This is a genomic window from Amycolatopsis sp. NPDC104775, from assembly GCF_055583325.1.
In genome coordinates this window covers 954470-972734 of the sequence record NZ_JBVJOE010000001.1, presented here as the reverse complement: position 1 = coordinate 972734, position 18265 = coordinate 954470, and the positions used below count along the sequence as shown (strand labels likewise).

21 protein-coding genes are annotated in these 18265 nt (G+C 69.6%); 10 read left to right on the top strand and 11 right to left on the bottom strand.

Annotation, left to right across the window (positions count from 1 at the left end; all coding sequences use genetic code 11):
• The first annotated feature begins 18 nt into the window (after positions 1-18).
• On the top strand, positions 19-1188 hold the full coding sequence (locus ACZ63D_RS04265) for an MFS transporter (protein ID WP_465352853.1): 1170 nt from the start codon (positions 19-21) through the stop codon (positions 1186-1188).
• A gap of 1 nt (position 1189) precedes the next feature.
• On the opposite strand, the gene ACZ63D_RS04260 is transcribed toward ACZ63D_RS04265, so the two are convergent.
• Genes ACZ63D_RS04260 through ACZ63D_RS04250 form a run of 3 tightly spaced genes read right to left on the bottom strand, consistent with a single transcriptional unit; the run spans position 1190 to position 3746 of the window.
• Positions 1190-1651: a hypothetical protein gene (locus ACZ63D_RS04260; RefSeq protein ID WP_465352852.1), complete on the bottom strand. Its 462-nt coding sequence runs from the start codon at positions 1649-1651 to the stop codon at positions 1190-1192.
• Positions 1645-3054, bottom strand: coding sequence for an ATP-binding protein (locus ACZ63D_RS04255; RefSeq protein ID WP_465352851.1), 1410 nt, complete (start codon positions 3052-3054; stop codon positions 1645-1647). The genes ACZ63D_RS04260 and ACZ63D_RS04255 overlap by 7 nt, the downstream gene beginning before the upstream one ends.
• Complete coding sequence (locus ACZ63D_RS04250; RefSeq protein ID WP_465352850.1) at positions 3051-3746, bottom strand: response regulator; 696 nt, start codon at positions 3744-3746, stop codon at positions 3051-3053. The genes ACZ63D_RS04255 and ACZ63D_RS04250 overlap by 4 nt, the downstream gene beginning before the upstream one ends.
• A 198-nt stretch (positions 3747-3944) precedes the next feature.
• On the opposite strand from ACZ63D_RS04250, the gene ACZ63D_RS04245 reads away from it, so the two are divergent.
• On the top strand, positions 3945-4496 hold the full coding sequence (locus ACZ63D_RS04245; RefSeq protein WP_465352849.1) for a M15 family metallopeptidase domain-containing protein: 552 nt from the start codon (positions 3945-3947) through the stop codon (positions 4494-4496).
• Here ACZ63D_RS04245 and ACZ63D_RS04240 read toward each other — a convergent pair.
• Positions 4493-5701: an RNA polymerase sigma factor gene (locus ACZ63D_RS04240; RefSeq protein ID WP_465353691.1), complete on the bottom strand. Its 1209-nt coding sequence runs from the start codon at positions 5699-5701 to the stop codon at positions 4493-4495. The genes ACZ63D_RS04245 and ACZ63D_RS04240 overlap by 4 nt on opposite strands.
• Entirely contained in the window at positions 5698-6069 is a 372-nt protein-coding gene (locus ACZ63D_RS04235; RefSeq protein WP_465352848.1) for a YciI family protein, read from the bottom strand. The genes ACZ63D_RS04240 and ACZ63D_RS04235 overlap by 4 nt, the downstream gene beginning before the upstream one ends.
• A 97-nt stretch (positions 6070-6166) precedes the next feature.
• Here ACZ63D_RS04235 and ACZ63D_RS04230 point away from each other — a divergent pair, with 97 nt between their 5' ends.
• Both ACZ63D_RS04230 and ACZ63D_RS04225 read left to right on the top strand, forming a co-directional pair.
• The gene (locus ACZ63D_RS04230) at positions 6167-6535 is read left to right on the top strand and encodes a VOC family protein (RefSeq protein WP_465352847.1); all 369 of its coding nucleotides are present in this window, start codon (positions 6167-6169) and stop codon (positions 6533-6535) included.
• A gap of 58 nt (positions 6536-6593) precedes the next feature.
• Positions 6594-8078, top strand: coding sequence for an MFS transporter (locus ACZ63D_RS04225; protein ID WP_465352846.1), 1485 nt, complete (start codon positions 6594-6596; stop codon positions 8076-8078).
• Positions 8079-8091: 13 nt separating this feature from the next.
• Here the strand turns inward: ACZ63D_RS04225 and ACZ63D_RS04220 are convergent, their stop codons facing one another.
• Complete coding sequence (locus ACZ63D_RS04220; RefSeq protein WP_465352845.1) at positions 8092-8598, bottom strand: EXPERA domain-containing protein; 507 nt, start codon at positions 8596-8598, stop codon at positions 8092-8094.
• Positions 8599-8650: 52 nt separating this feature from the next.
• On the opposite strand from ACZ63D_RS04220, the gene ACZ63D_RS04215 reads away from it, so the two are divergent.
• From ACZ63D_RS04215 to ACZ63D_RS04200, 4 genes are all read left to right on the top strand, one after another.
• Complete coding sequence (locus ACZ63D_RS04215; RefSeq protein WP_465352844.1) at positions 8651-9472, top strand: DUF1295 domain-containing protein; 822 nt, start codon at positions 8651-8653, stop codon at positions 9470-9472.
• Positions 9473-9592: 120 nt separating this feature from the next.
• Complete coding sequence (locus ACZ63D_RS04210; RefSeq protein ID WP_465352843.1) at positions 9593-9970, top strand: hypothetical protein; 378 nt, start codon at positions 9593-9595, stop codon at positions 9968-9970.
• 1 nt (position 9971) lies between these two features.
• Complete coding sequence (locus ACZ63D_RS04205; RefSeq protein WP_465352842.1) at positions 9972-11018, top strand: hypothetical protein; 1047 nt, start codon at positions 9972-9974, stop codon at positions 11016-11018.
• Position 11019: 1 nt separating this feature from the next.
• Complete coding sequence (locus ACZ63D_RS04200) at positions 11020-11559, top strand: YbaB/EbfC family nucleoid-associated protein (RefSeq protein ID WP_465352841.1); 540 nt, start codon at positions 11020-11022, stop codon at positions 11557-11559.
• Positions 11560-11564: 5 nt separating this feature from the next.
• Here ACZ63D_RS04200 and ACZ63D_RS04195 read toward each other — a convergent pair whose 3' ends face one another.
• Positions 11565-12233 (bottom strand): TetR/AcrR family transcriptional regulator, encoded by a 669-nt coding sequence (locus ACZ63D_RS04195; protein WP_465352840.1) that lies wholly within the window; start codon positions 12231-12233, stop codon positions 11565-11567.
• Between the two features lie 140 nt (positions 12234-12373).
• Here ACZ63D_RS04195 and ACZ63D_RS04190 point away from each other — a divergent pair, with 140 nt between their 5' ends.
• Together ACZ63D_RS04190 and ACZ63D_RS04185 are read left to right on the top strand one after the other, a co-directional pair.
• Positions 12374-13225 carry a 3-hydroxybutyryl-CoA dehydrogenase gene (locus tag ACZ63D_RS04190; protein ID WP_465352839.1) on the top strand — a complete coding sequence of 284 codons (852 nt, stop codon included), beginning with the start codon at positions 12374-12376 and terminating at the stop codon, positions 13223-13225.
• Between the two features lie 10 nt (positions 13226-13235).
• Positions 13236-14390 (top strand): acyl-CoA dehydrogenase family protein, encoded by a 1155-nt coding sequence (locus ACZ63D_RS04185; RefSeq protein ID WP_465352838.1) that lies wholly within the window; start codon positions 13236-13238, stop codon positions 14388-14390.
• A gap of 123 nt (positions 14391-14513) precedes the next feature.
• Here the strand turns inward: ACZ63D_RS04185 and ACZ63D_RS04180 are convergent, their stop codons facing one another.
• The 4 genes from ACZ63D_RS04180 to ACZ63D_RS04165 all read right to left on the bottom strand — a co-directional run bounded on the left by ACZ63D_RS04180 (position 14514) and on the right by ACZ63D_RS04165 (position 18260).
• The gene (locus ACZ63D_RS04180) at positions 14514-15749 is read right to left on the bottom strand and encodes a pentapeptide repeat-containing protein (protein WP_465352837.1); all 1236 of its coding nucleotides are present in this window, start codon (positions 15747-15749) and stop codon (positions 14514-14516) included.
• 94 nt (positions 15750-15843) lie between these two features.
• Positions 15844-16389, bottom strand: coding sequence for a DUF6069 family protein (locus tag ACZ63D_RS04175; protein WP_465352836.1), 546 nt, complete (start codon positions 16387-16389; stop codon positions 15844-15846).
• 44 nt (positions 16390-16433) lie between these two features.
• Positions 16434-17027, bottom strand: a complete 594-nt coding sequence (locus ACZ63D_RS04170) for an HdeD family acid-resistance protein (protein ID WP_465352835.1) — start codon at positions 17025-17027, stop codon at positions 16434-16436.
• Between the two features lie 87 nt (positions 17028-17114).
• Positions 17115-18260: a cytochrome P450 gene (locus ACZ63D_RS04165; RefSeq protein WP_465352834.1), complete on the bottom strand. Its 1146-nt coding sequence runs from the start codon at positions 18258-18260 to the stop codon at positions 17115-17117.
• Positions 18261-18265 lie beyond the last annotated feature (5 nt).

Sequence of the window (18265 nt, the reverse complement as noted above, 5' to 3'; positions counted from 1 at the left end):
GAAGAGGAGCCGAGCCCGATGACTGAGCTTTCCCCGCCCGCGGTGCTGCCCCGCGCGGCCCGCGTCGCGACCTGGATCGTGTTCGCCTTGTGCGGGTTCGCGGTCGGCATGTGGGTGGTGCACATCCCGGTGATCGAGCGCGCGACCGGCGTTTCGCACACCGCGCTCGGGGCGCTGCTGCTCGTGCTCGGCGGATCGGCGTTGATCGGGATGCAGGTCACCGGGCCGCTCGCGGACCGGTTCGGGCATCCGCGGGTCGTGTGCGTCGCGGGGGTGCTCGTCGGGGTCGCGGTCGTGCTGCCGGGGCTCGCGGCGAACTGGTGGACGCTCGGGCTCGCGCTCGCGGCGTTCGGATTTTTCAACGGTGCGCTGGACGTCGCGATGAACGCGCACGCGGTGGTTGTCGAGCGCGCCTATCCGCGACCGATCATGGCGGCGTTCCATGCGATGTGGTCGATCGGCGGTGCGATCGCGGCGGTCGTCGGCGCGGCGGTGCTGGACGTGGGCGTGCCGACGCTGGTTTCGCTTGGCGGCACGGGAATTCTGTGCATTGTGGTTTCGCTGGTGGTCCGCCGGTATCTGCTTGATTCGTCCGGGGAGACTGCCGAAGAAACCGCTGAGGAGGCCAAACCCGCTCGCACTCCGATGCGGGTGGTGTGGCTGCTCGGGCTGCTCGCCTTCGCGCTGATGCTGTCCGAAGGCGTCGCGAACGACTGGGCCGCGCTGTATCTCCGGGACGGGCTCGGAACGTCGGAAAGCACCGCCGCCTTGGCCTACGGGTCGTTCGCGGTGGCGATGACGGTCGGCCGGTTCGCGACCGACCGGGTCGCGGCGCTCGCCGGGCCGGTCGCTGTCGTGCGGTACGGCAGCGGGCTGGCCGCGCTGGGGCTGGCGGTCGCGTCGCTGGCACCGTGGGTGCCGTTGTCGTTGTGTGGCTGGGCGTTGTTCGGGCTCGGGCTTTCCGGGGGCGTCCCGCAGTTGTTCACCGCGGCGGGCAATCTGGACAAACGCGCGTCGGGGGCGTTGATGGCGCGGGTGGTCGGCGTCGGGTACGTCGGGCTGCTGGCCGGACCGGCGATCATCGGCGGGCTGGCGCACTGGGTGCCGCTGAACGTCGCGTTCCTGCTGCCGCTGGCGTTGTGCGTGGTGGCGGTGGTGTTCGCGCCCGCGATGAAGCCGCGCGGCTGAGTCAGCCGCCGCAGGCCCGCGGCCGCAGCTTCTGGCCCCCGCCGGAAAGCGTGATCGTCCCGGACGCCCCGCCGCCGCCCGCCGCGAGCACCGTGCAGACGAGCTGGGCGACCGCGTTGGGCGAGAGCTCCCGGACATTGACGCCGATCGCCGCCTCGCTCACCCCGATGGCGATCGGTTCGAACGACGACGGAAGCTCCGTTGTGTATCCGCCGGCTCGTTCGTCCTCGTCCGGACCCTGCTCCAACGCTCGCACCCGGTCCGCGGCCACGTCGCCGACTCCGGTGCGCACCACCGGCACGACTTTCCCGTTCAGCACGAAGTAGACCGTCGCCGTGTGCCCGAAAGTTCCCTTCGGCGGGCCGCTGGGCGCGTTCTCGCCGATGATCACGCCGCTGGGCCGCACTCCGCAGCCGCCCGCCAGCAGCAGTACCGCGATCAGGGTCAGCAATCGTTTCAGCACCGCACCTCCCGAGGCAGCCACAAGGTGAACACCGCACCGCCTTCGGGGCGGTTCCCGGCCACCAGTTCCCCGTGGTGCAACCGCGCGTTCTCCCAGGCGATCGCGAGCCCGAGCCCGCTTCCCTCGGACCGCTTGCGAGCGGTATCCGCCTTGTAGAACCGGGAAAACACGTGCGGAAGCACCTCCTCGTCCAGCCCGGGACCGCAGTCTTCGACGGCGAGCGTGATCCCCGCCTGTTCGCCGCGCAACCGGACCGTCACCGGCTCCGCGCCGTGCCGCAGCGCGTTCCCCACGAGATTGGCCACGATCACGTCCAGCCGGCGCGGATCGACCCGCGCCCGGATCCCGTCCGGCAGATCGGTTTCCACCGCGAATCCCCGCACCCGCAGCGTCGCGCGGACCGCCTCGGCCACGTCGACGTCGTCCACCTCGAGCGACGCGGTGCCGGAGTCGAACCGGGTGACCTCGATCAGGTCGTTCACCAGCCGCGTCAGGTTGTGCGTTTCCTGGCTGACCAGCCGCACCGCCTCGCCCGCCGCGTCCGGCAGCCGCTTCGCTTCGGCGTCGAGCATGTCGGTGACCGCGGTCATCGCGGCCAGCGGCGTGCGCAGTTCGTGCGACACGTCGGCGACGAACCGCCGGGCGTCGGCTTCCATCCGGCGCAACTCGCTGACGTGCCGTTGCAGCGAGTCGGCGGTCGAGTTGAACGTCTCGGCGACGCTGGCCAGTTCGTCGCTGCCGCGGACGGCGATCCGGGCGTCGAGGTCGCCCGCGCCGAGGCGGCGGGCCGCGCGTTGCAGCTCGCCCACCGGCCGCAGCACGCTGCCCGCGGCCAGCACGGCGAGCACCAGCGCCACCACCAGCGCGGCCCCGCCGAGGAGCCACGCGTTCCGGGCGAGCTGGTTCACCGCGTCGATTTCCGCGTTGAGATCGCGCAGTTCGTAGACCTCGATGCCGGACGGGACGGTCGGATTCGTCCGGTCGCCGGTCGCGATCAGCAACGGCGCGCCCAGCACCAGCTGCGTCACCCCGCCGACGTCCACGCGCTGCCACGCGACCTTGCCCGCCTGCACGGCGCCGCGCAGCTCCGGCGTGATCACCGAGGCCGGCAGGTAGCCCGCGCTGTGCCCGCCGCTGGTCACCAGCGCGGAGATCTTCCGGCCGTTCAATCGCTCGGCGGCCGCCTGCAGCGCGCTCGTGTCCACCGGCTGCGGGGGGAGCGGGTACAGCTGCTTGAGCTGGGTCGTCATCTCGACGGCGGCGTTGTCCTGGGTGCGCTGCAGGATCCCGTCCCTGGCCTGCACGTAGCCGATCCCGGCGACGCCCAGCGCGGTGAACACGCTCAGCAGCGCGAACGCCACCAGCAGCCGGGTGCGCAGCCCGCGCAGCCGCCAGCCGGTCACAGCGGCCCGAAGCGATAGCCGAACCCGCGCAAAGTCTGGACGTACACCGGTTTCGCCGGGTCATCCTCGATCTTCGCGCGCAACCGCTGCACACACGCGTCGACGAGCCGCGAATCGCCGAGATAGCCCTGATCCCACACGGATTCGAGCAGCTGCTGGCGGCTGAGCACGCGGCCGGGGACCGAGGACAGCTCCAGCAGCAACCGCAGTTCGGTCGGCGCGAGCCCGATCACCGTGCCGTGCTTGCTGACCACGAGACCCTCGCGGTCGATTGTGAGGTCGCCGTGCCGTTCCGGACCCGGTTTCGCGTCCGCGCCGCGCGGTTCGCCGCCGGTGGTGCGGCGCAGCACCGCGCGGATGCGCGCCTCCAGCACCCGGGCCTGCGCGGGCTTCACGACGTAGTCGTCCGCCCCGGCTTCGAGCCCGGCCACCACGTCGATGTCGTCGTTGCGCGCGGTGAGCATGATGATCGGCAGGTCGCCGGCCGCGCGGATGCGGCGGCACACCTCGAAGCCGTCCATCCCGGGCAGCATGAGGTCGAGGACCACGACGTCGGCCGGGTCGCCGGCGAGCCGGGCGAGGCCTTCCTCGCCGGTCTCCACCGCGTCGACCGTGTGCCCCTGATAGGTCAGGGCCAGCCGCAGGCCGTCGCGCACGGCCTGGTCGTCTTCGATCAGCAGCACCCTCGGCATGACTCCCACTATCGCAGCCCGCCCGTCCGGCCGCCCGGACAGTCCACAGCGGACACCGGGGTCCAGCCTGCCCGGCCCGGTTCGCCGCGTGGTGCGTGCCGTGTCATCGTTCGGTAACAGCGCGGCCGTGGCGAACTGTTACAGAGCTGTCAAACTCCGCGCGCAGTGCGCGCACACTGGGGTCCGAAAGTGGACCCCATGATCGAGTCGCTTCACCGGTCCCGGGTCCTCGCGGCCGTCACCCGCCTCCTGGCGGTGGCGCTGCTCCCGGCGGCGTTCCTGCGTTCGCCCGGCCGCGGCCGGTACTTGGCCTGCCAGTGGGCGCTCGCGATGCGATACCCGGCCGAGGACCTCGCCGGCCTCAGCGAACCGGCCCGCGCGGCCTTCACCACGGCGCGCACCGAGGCGTTCTGGCGGCACCGCCAGCTCATCGGGCTCACCTCCGGCCACCGCGACGCCGCCCACCAGCACCGGCTGTTCGCCGAAGAAGTGCAGCGCACCGGCTCCGTCGCCGCGGCCCGGCATCGAGTGCTGCCGCCGCACGAATCGGCGCACGTCCGCGGCACCGCGCTGGACGTGCGGCCGGTCGAGGGCGCGGCATGGCTGGAGCGGCACGGGCCGCAGTACCGGCTGTATCGCCGCTACGACAACGAATGGTGGCACTTCGAGTACCACGCGCACACCGTGCCGATGCGGTTGCCGGATCCCGACGCGCTGCGTCCGTCGAGGATAGACCGGGTGGCCAGCTAAGGCGCTTTCCCCGGCGCGGCACGGGATTCCAGGTACTTCCGTTCCGGAACGCTGAGCGTTTTCCGTGCCGCTGAACGGTAATAGACCCGGGCTTGCTCGGGCTCTCCCGCCAGGTCGAGCAGGTGCGCGCGCACGACGTCGACGCGATGGTGGTCGTCCAGCCCGGCGATCTCGTCCAGCTGCCGCAATCCCTCGCGCGCGCCGTGGACCATGGCGACCGGGACGATCCGGTTCAGCGCCGCGACCGGACTCGGCGCGAGGGCGAGCAGCAGGTCGTAGAGGGCGAGCAGCTGCGGCCAGTCGGTGTCCTCGGCGCGGGTCGCCTCGTCGTGCACGGCGGCGATCGCGGCTTCGAGCTGATACGGGCCGAGCTGGGCGGTGACCAGGGTTTTCCCGATCAGGTCGAGCCCTTCGGCGATCGCCGCGCGATCCCAGCGGGTGCGGTCCTGGTCGGCCAGCGGCACGGCGGTGCCGTCCGGCCCGGTGCGCGCGGGCCGCCGGGCGTCGGTGAGCAGCATCAGCGCCAGCAGCCCGGCGACCTCGCCGTCGCCGGGGACCTGTGCGTGCAGCTGCCGGGTGAGCCGGATGGCCTCGGCGGTGAGCTCGACCCGGTGGACGGCGGTCCCGGAGCTGGCGGTGTGCCCCTCGGTGAAGATCAGGTACAGCACCTGCAGCACCGCGGTCATCCGCTCGGCCCGGTCCTCCGGCGGCGGCATCCGGAACCGGGCGCCGCTGAGCCGTTTCTTCGCCCGGTTGATCCGCTGGCTCACGGTTTTCTCCGGCACCAGCAGAGCCCGGCCGATTTCCGCCGTGGTGAGCCCGCCGACCGCGCGCAGGGTCAACGCGACCTGGGACGCCTTGCCGAGGTCGGGGTGACAGCACAGCATCAGCAAGGTCAGGGTGTCGTCGTCCGCCGGCGCCGGTTCCGGTCGCGGCACTGCCAGCCCGGCGGCGGTGTGTTCGCGCTGCCGCCGAGCGGACTCGCTGCGTTCGATGTCGATGCGCCTGCGGGCGGCCGCCGTGATCAGCCAGCTCTTGGGGTTGTCCGGCATCCCCTGCTCCGGCCACTTCATCGCGGCGGACAGCAATGCCTCCTGCACCGCGTCCTCGCAGAGCGCGAAGTCGCCGAACCGGCGGCAGACGGCGGTGAGCACCTGCGGCGCGAGTTCGCGCAGGAGCTGCTCGAAGCCGGGCGGGGGAGTCAGAGATCCAGCTCTTTCACGCTGCGGATCGGCCGTACCTCGACCTTGCCGTACATCGCGTCGGGCACTCGGGCGGCGAGTTCCAGCGCCCGTTCCATGCTCTCGCAGTCGACCAGGTAGAAGCCGACCAGATGCTCCTTGACCTCGGCGAACGGCCCGTCGCTCGGCACCGCTTTGCCGTCGCGCACGATGACGCATTTGGATTCGGCGGGGTCCGCCAGACCGTCGCTGAGCACCAGTTCGCCGGACTCTTCGAGCGCCCGGTTGAGCGCGAGATGGCTTCGTCCGAACTCGGCCTTCCGCTCGTCCGGCAGCTCCTCCCAGAGGGCCCGGAAGTGCGGGTTGCTGTGGATCATGATCAGGTACCGCACGACGTCCCCTCCGAAAATTTCTTCGCCGCGGGTGTCGCCTTCGGACTTCCGGCTCCGACGTCCCCTGCGCAAGGTCAGCTGAAGAAGGAGCATAGCGATGTTCGACACCAGCAAGGCATTCAGCGGATTCTCCGTGGACGACATCCCCGCCGCGCGGAAGTTCTACGCCGGGACGCTCGGCATCGAGGTCACCGAAAACTGGGGGATGCTGCGCCTGCGGTTCGCCGAAGGACGCGAAGTGCTCGTCTATCCGAAGGGAGACAAGCATGTTCCGGCCGAGTACACCATTCTCTACTTCCCCGTCGACGACATCGACCAGGCGGTCGCGGACCTAGGCGCGGCCGGGGTCGCCTTCGAACCCTTCGACGGGGTCGACGAAAAAGGCATCTTCCGGCTGGGCGGGCCGCTGATCGCCTGGTTCCGTGATCCAGCCGGGAATATTCTTTCGGTCCTCCAGGAAAACTGAGGACAGGACCGCAAAAGCGAAGATGCCGGTGCGGGCGCCCGGATGAGACGTTGGAGGCATGACGACAGCTTCGGGACCGGCTCGGACGAGCTGGCGGGGATTGCTCGCGGTGGCCGCGGCAGTGGTGGCGGTCGCTTCGGCGGTGGGCTTCTTCCGGGCGTTCGCGATGCCGGGAATGGACGCGATGCCTGGGATGGACGCGATGCCGTCCATGGAGCCGATGGCCGATCGGCGGCTGCACGGCATGCCGCTGGCCGACATGCCGGAAATGTTCGTCGCCGGAGCGGCCTTGCTGCTCGCGCTGGGCGCCGCGCTGGTCCTCGGCCGGACGCGGCACAGCGTCGCCCTGCCGCGGCCGAAAGAGCGGGGAAGGCGAACGATCGCGGTGGTCGCCACTGCCGCGTTGACGATCGACATCAGCAAGACGTCGACGCTCGGGTTCGTCATCCCCGGCATGCGCGCGGAATACGGCATCGACGCCTCGGCCGCGTCGCTGCTGGCGGTGAGCGGGCTGTCCGGCACCGCACTGGGCGCGTTGCTGTGCAGCCAGCTGGCCGAGCGGATCGGGCGGCGGGCCTGCTACCTGCTCGCCACGCTCGGGTTCACCGCGACCAGCATGTGCGGCACCATGCCGGATTTCCGCGGCAACGTGGTGATGTGCTTCCTGATGGGGATCGCCGTCGGCGGGCTGGCTCCGATGCTGATCACGGTGCTCAGCGACCTTTTCCCGGGGCCGGGCAGGGGAGCGGCGGTGACCGGGCTGTCGATCGTCGCGACGGCGATCGGCTATCTGATCGCGGCCGGTTCGGCGTGGTGGCTGGAGCCGGTGTTCGGGTGGCGGGTGCTGTGGCTCATCGGCGCGCCGACCGGATTGCTGCTGGCGGCCGCGGCGGCGGTCATCCCGGACCAGCGAAGCACTCCCGCTCCCGCAGCGGCGGCGGTGGACTGGCTGGCTCGCACCACGCTCACCACCCGGCTGCAGTGGGTGTTCGCCTTCTCGATCGGGCTGACCACGTTCGGCCTGACGACTTGGGTGCCGACGCTGTCCCGCGTCGGCGGGCTCTCGCTGACCACGGCGAACGCCCTGCTCACCGGATCCGCGGTGGCGATGGTGGTGTGCGCGGGGCTGCTGGTGCTCGGCTACCGCCGCTTCGGCCCGACCGGCGTGACGGTGCGCTTGGCCGTGTGCACCGCGGTGCTGCTGCTGGCGTTGGCGGTGTCCGGCTGGGCGGTCGCCGCGCCGTGGCTGTCGGCCTCCGTGCTGACGGTCGCTTTGCTGGGCGTCAACACGATGGCCGCGGTGTTCCTTCCGGTCGCCGCGGACGTGGCCGAGGACGGCAGGCGCGGACGGGTCGCCGGATCGGTGTCGTTCTTCAACCGGCTCGGCGGCCTCACCGGTCCGCTGGTGCTTTCGCTTCTGGTCAAGTCGGTGACCGGCGTGCTGGTTTCCGTCGCGATCCTCGCGCTGCTGTGCGGTTCGGTCGCGGCCTACACCAGCCGGCGGCAACGGGTTTTGCGGAAAGCCAGTGCGGCGGTGCCGTAACTGTCCACAGTGGTCAGAACCGCCGGGCGAAGGGCAGCGGTCGGCGCATCCGTACGAGCAGCAGCAACGGAATCAGCACGTAGGGGAGGTTGAACGCGAGGAACTTGCCCGGGTCGCCGGTGCGGGTCGCCGGGTCGCCGAAAAACTCGACGCCGAACACGACGATCCCGGTCAGCGTGGCGATCATCGTCGCGTAGATCACCGCGAACAGCTGGATCCCGTTGCGGCCCGCGACGAGGCACCAGACGAGCACGACGTAGAAGGGCAGGTAGCCGAACGCGGACAGCCCGGTGACGATCCGCATCCAGTCCGGCGGGTGCATGAACAGCGGATCGGCGTCGTGGGCGTACCAGTAGTTGGAGTCGACGAAGAAGGTGCCGGTCGGCCGCGAGAAGTCGACGCCGATCGTCGGCAGCAGATCGCTGATCAGCGACGTCACCGTGAACACCGAGAAGATCGCCGCGAAGAAGATGTCGATCTTGCGCTCGCGCAGGGACAGGTTCGCCGTCGTGGTGCCCATTCGGCGGATTGTAGGGCGTCGCACCGGCGATTTCCGCAGTACAGTCGCGGACATGAACGCGTTCCAGGTGTGCCTCTGGGTTTTCGCGGGAGTGTGCGCCGGCTGCTGGCTGCTGTCGGTGCTCACGCGGGAGTACTCCTGGGTGGACCGGATCTGGTCGGTCGTCCCGGTGGCCTACGCCGGGATCTTCGCCGGGCACGCGGGGTTCGCGGACGCGCGGCTGAACCTGCTGTTCGCGCTGGTCTTCCTGTGGGGCGCGCGGCTGACGTTCAACTACGGCCGCAAAGGCGGCTACGCGCCCGGCGGCGAGGACTACCGGTGGGCGGTGCTGCGCGCCCGGATGGCTCCGTGGCAGTTCCAGCTGTTCAACCTCTTCTTCATCACGCTCTACCAGAACGTGATCCTCCTGCTCATCACGCTGCCCGCGTGGACCGCGCTGGACCACCGGACTCCGCTGGGCGCCGCCGACTTCGTGCTGGCCGTCGCGTTCCTGGCGTGCCTGGCCGGGGAAACCATCGCCGACCAGCAGCAGTGGAACTTCCATCAGTGGAAGAAGCGCGAGACGGCCGCCGGGCGCACGCCCGACCCGCGGTTCGCGCAGACCGGGCTCTTCCGGTTTTCCCGCCACCCCAACTTCTTCTTCGAACAAGCGCAGTGGTGGCTGGTGTTCCTGTTCGGCGTCTCCGCGGCGGGCGCGGTGACCTGGACGATCGCCGGCGCGGTCCTGCTGACCGCGCTGTTCGTCGGGTCGACGATCTTCACCGAGAGCATCACGCTCGGCCGCTACCCGGAGTACGCGGACTACCAGCGGCGCGTTTCGCCGGTCGTGCCGTGGTTCCCGCGCCGGAACGCGGTGCGGTCCACTTCGGACTGAGCCGTGCCGGGTATGTGACTGCCCTCACGTTAATGCCGTGAACCACCTCGGTGTCCGTTGAGTCGGAAGGGATACCGTTCGCCCGGTAGGGTCACGGTTCACACGACTGGGGGTAGTTCCATGATCGGTTTCGAAACCGACCTCAAAGACCTGCGCAAGGCGAGCGGGTTCGTCGCGGCGGCCGGGGACGCGGCGGACGCCGCGCGCGGCGGGGTACGCAAACTCGACCTGCCCGACGCGGTCAGCCCGGCCGCCATCATCGGCTCGATCAACCCGTTCGGCGGCGGCCCGACCACCGCGTTCGGCGGATCGCTCGGCATGCCCAAAGTCGCGGCGGCGTACGAGAACCACCGCGCGAAGGTGGAGGACGCGCTCGCGAAGCTGGCCTACACGACGCATCAGGCGAGTGAAGCGCTCAAGCGCGTAGCCGAGCTGTACGAGGCTTCGGACGCCGACGCGCAGTCCGCGGTGCGGCGCGCGGGCGGGGAGGTGCGCTGACGTGAGCGAGCAGGAGGACTACTTCGGGCTCAGCGGCGGCGGGCAAGGGCGTCCGCGGGCGAAGCTGCTCGAAGGCATCAGCGACGATCTGCACAAGGGTGCCAACGACGCGCTCGACGGGCTGGAATTCCTGCGCTACGCGGAGTTCTTCAACTTCGCCATGACCGAAGAGCTGTACGCCGCGCAGCAGGACAAGGTCACTGAGGTCTTCCGGGAGTTCTCCGAGGCCGACCTCAAGGACACCGGCGGCGGCCTGCAGGCGATGATCAACTCGTACGAGCCGGTGTGGAAGAACCTCAGCCGCGGGTCGATCACCGAACTGCGGCGGGCCAAGGAACTGCTCGGTTCGTGGCGCGGCAACGCGGCCGAGGACGTCAAGACCTATCTCGACCGGCTGTCGGAGGCCTACGAGGCGCTCGCCGCCGAGATCACGGTCGTGGAAAGCGACCTCGTCGCCAGCCGGGACGGCATCTGGGCCGCGCGGGACGACCTCAGCTCGCTCGCGCTGACGTTCCGGGAGACCGCGGAGAAGTACCAGAAGGCGAAGGCCAAGGAAGGCGAGATCTCCTGGTCGAAGGTGGCGGCGGTGGCGTTCACCGGCGCGCTGGTCGGGATGCTCGCCGTGGTCGCCACCCCGGCGGGAGCCGCGGCGGCGGCAGGCGGGCTGTCGATGAGCGCGGTCGGCGCGCAGGCCGCGGTGGCGGGCGCGGGAGCCGGGCTCACCGAGGTGACGGCGCAGGCCTCGGCGAAGGTCGAGGGCGACAACGCGAACGACATCTTCGAAAGCTTCCTCAGCGGCGTGGACAAGATCCGCTCGCACATGCAGGATTCGGCGGGACGGCTCGCGGACAAGATCCACGAGAAGTCGGTCAACCTGCCCCCGGTGCCGAATCCGCCCGACGTGAGCCCCGGCGATTCCTTCGACCCGGCCAACTTCGAGACCTCGAACACCCCGAAGGGCACCGAAAAGCGGGTCCGGGACCGCAACGTCGACATCGCGCCGGACGGTTCGGTGTCGCAGCCGCTGTCGCCGTCCACACTGGGCTGACGTGGCCGGTCCGGAAGAACTGATCCAGGCACTGTCCGCGTTGTCGGTCGAAGCTTCTTCGCCCGACAACGCGGTCAGCGCCACCGTCAACACCGACGGTGTCCTCACTGGACTGAAACTGTCCGGCACAGTGCGGAATTTGCCGCCGGACGAGCTGGCCGCGCTGGTGCTGCGCACATACGCCGAAGCGCAGCGGGAATCGGCGAACCGGACGGCGGCGCTGCTGGCTCCGCTCGGCACCCGCGGGTACGTGATGGACCGGTTGAGGTGGCGTGCCGGGTTCGCCCCGGACATCGCCTCCGAGGCTCCGGCCCCTGCTCCTCGGCGACCCGTTCCACCTGTCGAAGCAAGGCCGCCGGACCAGCCGAAACCCCTTGCTCCGACGGAGAATTCTCCCGCGCCTCGGGTGGCCGCCGTAGCGGGGGAGGGCGATTACCTCCGCAACCGCACCGCCGACCCCGAGCTTCCGGCAGAACCGGAACGCCCGGTGAGCGATGAGGACTGGTACGAGGCTGGCGTCCGTTTCGACGAGGCCTGGTAGCCGCCTCAGCCGAGCGTGCCCTCGTCGCCGAGCAGTTTGCGCAACCCCGGCAGAACCGCGGAAAGGTCTTTGCCAGTACGGAAAGCGACGACGGTCGTCTCGGTCTCGCCGGTGTTGCCGAACAGCGCGACCGTGTCCGCCATCGCGGCGTCGAAGGCCGCTTCCGGGTCCTTCGCCTGCCCGCGCAGCCACCGGCGGAGGACGTGGTTGTGCGCCGTCACCACTGCCGCCGCCATGAGTTCGGCGCGCAGGGCGGTCTCTTCGCCGCCGCCCATCCAGCGGTGGACGAATTCCTGGAACAATCGCTGGTACTGCCGGGTTCCGGCGATTTCCCGGGCGCGCAGCGCGGGCACGCTGCGGGTGAGCCGGTACCGCGCCAGCGCCAAATCGCCTTCCGCGACGTAGTGCCGCAGCACCAGCCGCGCGGCTTCGGTGACCGCGACGATCGCGGTGCGCGGGTCGGATCCGGCCAGCCGGGCCTCGATCGCGCTCAGCAGCACCTCGTGGTCCGGGAAGATCACGTCCTCTTTGGACCGGAACGCACGGAAGAACGTACTGCGCCCGACGCCAGCGCGGTCGGTGATGTCGTCGACCGTCGTCTGGTCGTAGCCGCGTTCCTCGAACAGCGCGAACGCGGCCTCGGTCAGCCGCTGCCTTGCTGGTTTCTCGGGCATCGGGCCACCTTTCGCACGCACGCTGCGGCCAGCCTAATCGCCCGCCCGCGCCCGCGAGCAGGGTGACGTGGGCCACCCTCGTCTCGCCTACCCGTCGGTACTGAGTACCGTCATGATGAAACCAAGTACCGGAGGGATGGGTGAGGCACGTGGAGCTCGTCGGCGTGGTCGGCTGCGGCCAGATGGGGGCGGGGATCGCCGAGGTGTGCGCCCGGGCCGGGCTGGACGTCGTGGCGGTCGAATCGAGCCGGGCGGCCGCCGACGCGGGCCGGGCGCGGCTGGAGGCGTCGCTGGGCCGGGCCGAGCGCAAGGGGAAGATCGAGTCCGCGGCCGCCGTGCTGGAGCGGATCCGGATCACCGAGAACCTCGACGACCTGGCCGACCGCACGCTGGTCGTCGAGGCGATCGTGGAGAACGAGGCGGTCAAGGCGGAGCTGTTCGGGAAACTGGACAAGATCGTCGCCGCGCCGGACGCGGTGCTGGCGTCCAACACGTCGTCGATCCCGATCATGAAGCTCGGCACCGCGACCGAGCGCCCGGCGCAGGTGCTCGGCATCCACTTCTTCAACCCGGTCCCGGTGCTGCCGCTGGTCGAACTGGTGCCGAGTCTGCTCACCGGCGACGAGACCACCGGCCGCGCGCGGAAGTTCGCCGAGGAAACCCTCGGCAAGCACGCGATCCTGTGTCAGGACCGGGCCGGTTTCGTGGTGAACGCGCTGCTGATCCCGTTCATCCTCGCCGCCGTGCGCATGCTGGAGTCGGGCTTCGCGACGAAGGAAGCCATCGACGAAGGCCTCGTGCGCGGAGCCGCGCACCCGCAAGGCCCGCTCGCCTTGGCCGACTTGATCGGCCTCGACACCACGAAGGCCGTCGCGGAATCGCTGTACGAGGAGTTCAAGGAGCCGCTGTACGCGCCGCCGCCGCTGCTGGCCCGCATGGTCGACGCCGGCCTGCTGGGCCGCAAAACCGGCCGCGGCTTCTACACCTACTAGGAGATCTCCCATGAGCTTCGACCTGTTCAAAATCAACGAAGACCACGAAGCGATCCGCGAAGCCGTCCGCGCGGTCGCCGAAGAGCAGATCGCCCCGCACGCCGCCGAGGCCGACGAGCGCGAGGAATTCCCCAAGGCGTCCTATGACGCACTGGTCGCGTCGGACTTCCACGCTCCGCACGTGCCGGAGCAGTACGGCGGTGCCGGTGCCGATGCACTGGCCACCTGCATCGTGATCGAGGAAGTGGCGCGCGTATGCGCTTCGTCCTCGCTCATCCCCGCGGTGAACAAACTCGGCAGCCTCCCACTGATCCTGGCCGCGAACGAGGACGTGAAGGCGAAATACCTTCCCCCGCTGGCTTCCGGCGAGGCCGGGTTCTCCTATGGACTGTCCGAACGCGACGCGGGCTCGGACACCGCGTCGATGCGGTGCCGCGCCACCCCGTCCGGCGACGACTGGATCCTGAATGGACAGAAGTCCTGGATCACGAACGCCGGTTTCTCCGAGTACTACACGGTTCTGGCCGTCACCGACCCCGACGGCCGCCGCGGCGCCAACGTGACCGCCTTCGTCGTGGAAAAGTCCGACCCGGGTTTTTCCTTCGGTGCCAAGGAAAAGAAACTGGGCATCAAGGGCTCGCCGACGCGTGAACTGCTCTTCGACCAGGTGCGGATCCCGGGCGACCGCATGGTTGGCGAGCCGGGTCAAGGCTTGAAGATCGCCCTGCGGACGCTCGACCACACCCGCGTGACGATCGCCGCGCAAGCGGTGGGTATCGCCCAGGGTGCGCTGGACCACGCGCTGGCGTATGTCAAGGAGCGCAAGCAGTTCGGCAAGCACATCGCGGATTTCCAGGGAATCCAGTTCATGCTGGCCGACATGGCAATGGCGGTCGAGACGGCGCGCCAGATGGTGTACACGGCAGCCGCGAAGTCCGAACGCGGTGACGACGACTTGTCGTTCTTCGGCGCGGCGGCCAAGTGCCACGCGTCGGATGTAGCGATGAGCGTGACGACGGACGCGGTCCAGCTGCTGGGCGGGTACGGGTACACCCGGGACTTCCCGCTGGAGCGGATGATGCGGGACGCGAAGATTACCCAGATCTACGAAGGCACGAACCAGATCCAGCGGCTGGTGATGGCTCGGCAGTTGTTGAAGGGCTGAGGTTCTTTCGGTTGGGGAAGCGGCATCGTCGAGTCGGCGGTGCCGCTTTTTCAGCGTGTTCGGTCCGCACGCTCATCTAACTGTGCGAGTGCTGGACGCGATCGAGGAGGTGTTGCGGCGGGGTTAGACGGTGTCTTCGAGGCTGAACTGGTCGGCCTGCAGCTGCGGGGGCCGGTAAGGGGCTCCGTTGAGGGTGGTGCCGTCGAAGCCCACGTGACCGTCGAAGTTGGCGTTTTCGAAGGTGGTGTAGTTCGTGAAACTCACCTGGTCGAACCACGCTTCCTTGCCGAAACGGGCGCGGTCGAAGTACGCGCTCTGGGTCGCGGCCTCGTTGTCGAACACCGGTGCGGTCATGAAACCGGCTCCGTCGAACCTCGCGCTGCGCTCGAATTCCGCACCGCTGAACCGGGCGACGCCGCGCAGATGTGCTTGGTCGAAACGCGCGGCTTGCTGGAATTTCGCCTGGCGGAACATGATTGTTCCGACGAATTCAGTGTTCTCGAAGCGTGCTTCGCCGCGGAAGACTGTGCGACCGAGATCAGCGCTGCCGGAAAAGGTGGCCCGGACGAACCAGGCTTCGTTCTCGAAGACGGCATCGTCAAACCGGGTCGTGCCGGTGAACGTGACCTCGTGAAACCAGGCTTCTCCGATGAACCTGGCACCGGTGAAACGGGCGTTGTGCAGCGCAGCTCCGTTCAAAGTGAAGTCGAACAGCACCGCGCCTGACAGATCGAGTTCCACCCCGCTCCAGAACAGCTCTTGCGGAGCGTCGGGAATGAGGTGCTGGATCAGCAGTCGTTGCACGGTGAGCCGGACCTCGCGTTCCTGCCGCGGCTCCGGGTCGGTGCTGTCGGCGGGCGGGTCGTACGGCATGCGCAGATAGGCGCTCAGCACGTGAGCGATCGTCGGGCGCAACCGCGGATTTTCCTGGGCGAGCCGGTCCAGCGCGTACAGTCCGGCCAGCCGGACCGGGGCTTTCTCAGCTCCGAGTTGCTCGACGGACTTGAGGTAAAGCTCGTTGATCCGCCGCTCGGTCGCGTCGTGCCGGGCGTCGTCGTTCGCCTGCTCGCGCAAGCGCAATTCCGCGCGTTTGGTCGCTAGGTCCCGTTCGGCGGTTTGCTGACGACGGGCAGCCAGCAGAAGCGCCAGCGCGCCGCCGGTGCCGACCACGATCGTGCCCACCGTCCGGATGCCGTCCAGCCGGATGCGATCGGCTTCGGTGCCGTGCCCGTACCAAGCGAAGAGAAGCCAGCAAGCGCCCGCCGCGATCGCGGCCACTGCCAGTGCGCAGAGAAGAATCGTCCGGCTGGAAAGGACGCCGTCAGCGCGGGAACAGTCCCGGTCGTCAGGCGGTGCCATCCCTCCATGATCAGCCCTCAGCCGACGGAAGGAAGCGGCAATCGGGGTGGAATCCGCTCCGCCGTCCGGATGGTTCGCGCGACCGCGAAACCACTCAGCGGTCGTAATACGTAGTCGGCCCCTCCGGCCACTGCCGCGTAGGCGGAGGCGGCTGCTGCTCCGCCCGGCTGCTCTTCTTGCGCCGATGCAACGTCCGGGCACTGGCCGCCATGCTGCTCACCAGCGAAGCGATCACCAGCCCGATCACCAGGTTGATCGCCGCCGTGGCGATTTTCGCTTCCATTCCCACCGTCAGGGTGAGCGGCAGGACCACGGCGATGGCCGTCACCAGCACCATGATCCAGCCGAAAAACTGGCCTGGCGCGGGGGTCGCCACGCTCAGCACGTGCATCAATCCGGTCGCCAGCAGGGCTACCGCGGCGGCGGAGATGGCGTACGTCGGCGTGCTCGCCTTGCCCCACAGGCCGTCGCCCTTCGGGGCGAGTACTGGCACGTCGAAGATGCCTCGCGCGATCAGCAGGCCGACCACCGCCACGAGGGCCGCGACCACCGCGGTGGCCACTCCGCCTGCCCACAACCTGGCCGCGTCGATGCCTGGCCGGGTGTCTTCCCCGTAATCGCCGGGGTAGTGCTGCGCCATCGGCGGTCCCTCCGTCGCAATACCGGTCGCTGACGATTGTCCCGCTAGTTCGGCTGCTCCGCTGGGTCGGCGGATTTCGCCAGCGACCGCAGCCGCAGCGACAGGACTACGAGGGTTACCCCGTAGATGACCGCGTAAATCCCGATCAGCAGCGCGACGCCGTACGCGCCGGCGATCGGGTGGAACAGCACGAGCACCCCGGCGATCACCGAAAGCGCGCCCGCCACGATCAGGAACGCCTCGCCGGTGATCTGCTTGCGCAGCCGGATCGCGGCGACGATTTCCATGATCCCGGTGACCACCGCCCACGCGCCGACGAGCGTGGCCAGCACCAGCACGGTCACGCCTGGCCACACGAGCGTCATGATCCCGGCGACGAGGCCCAGCACGCCGAGCAGCGCGTAGGCGATCCGGTGCGCGCCGTCGCCCGGCCGGAACGCCTGCATCAGCGCGCCGACCGCGTCGATCAGCACGTAGATCCCGAACAGGAAAGCCAGCGCCAGCACGGTGATCCCCGGCCACACCAGCGCCAGCACGCCGAACAGGACGCCCAGGATCCCGCGGGTGAGCACGAGCGGCCACGCGCGCCTCGGGTCGAGGACCGCGAAGCCGAGGACGGGCGGAATGGGCGTGGACATGGATTGCCTCCCGGGGTGTCGTGCTGACCTGGCGAAACGGTAGCCGGACCTGCGCGGCGCCGCCGGGACCTCACCCGATCGAGGGCGCTACCAAGCGACGGTCAGCCCGGCGAGCCGCCACGTCCCGGGGTCGGGTACCCGCTTCGCCTCGAGGACACGCAACCCGGGGAACCGCTCCAGCAACGCGGTCAGCGCCACCTCCGCCTGCACCCGCGCGAACGACGCGCCGAGACAGAAATGCGGCCCGTGCGCGAAACCGAGGTGCGCGCCTGCCGCGCGGCGGACGTCGAACCGGTCCGGGTCGGCGAAGACGCGCGGGTCCCGGTTCGCCGCGGCGATCGACGCGGTCACCGGTTCGCCTTCGCGGATCCGCACTCCGTGCAATTCCAGGTCCTCGGTCGCCCGCCGGGGAATCGTCAGGAGCTGCGAACCGCACCAGCGCATCAATTCCTCGACCGCGCCCGGCCACAGGTCCGGTTCCGCGCGCAGCAGTGCGAGCTGATCCGGGTGCGCCAGCAAGGTTTCCACGGAATTCGCGATGAAGTTCGCCGGAGTTTGCCCGGCCAGCACGAGCTGCCAGACGAGTGCGACGGATTCCGTTTCGGTCAGGCCCGCGCTCGTCAGATGAGCCAGCAACGCGCTGTCCGGATGCTCGACCAGTGCCCGCGAGCTGTCGATGATCCCGGGCACGGCGGCGGCGAATCCGTCGCCGGACACCTGGACGACCGCCGCGCCGTACTCGTGCCAGCGCGGCCGTTCGGTTTCCGGGACGCCGACGAGGGCGCAGATCACTTCCATCGGCAAGGGCCGCGCGAACTCGGCGAGGAGGTCGACCGGGCCTTCCGCGGGCAGCGCGTCCAGGTACCGGGCGACGATTTTCTCGATCTCCGGCCGGAAATCCAGTGCGCGGCGGGCGGCGAAGGCCGGGGTGGCGAGACGGCGCAGCCGAGCGTGTTCGGCGCCTTCCATTTCCTGCATGGTCCGCAGGTAGGGACGGCAGTGCTCGGGGACGTCCGGCCGCTGATAGCTGGCCTCGCTCAAGGCGAACCGCTGGTCGGTGAGCATCGCGCGCGCTTCGGCGTGCCGCGTCAGCACCCACATCGGCGGGAAGCCGGTACCGGTCAGCTTCGCCAGCGGACCCTGTTCGCGGGCGGCTCCGAAGGCAGTGAACGGGTCGTGCAGGACGGCCGGATCGGCCAGGTCCAGTTCGGGAACGGGGGACGAGAGGGACACCGCAG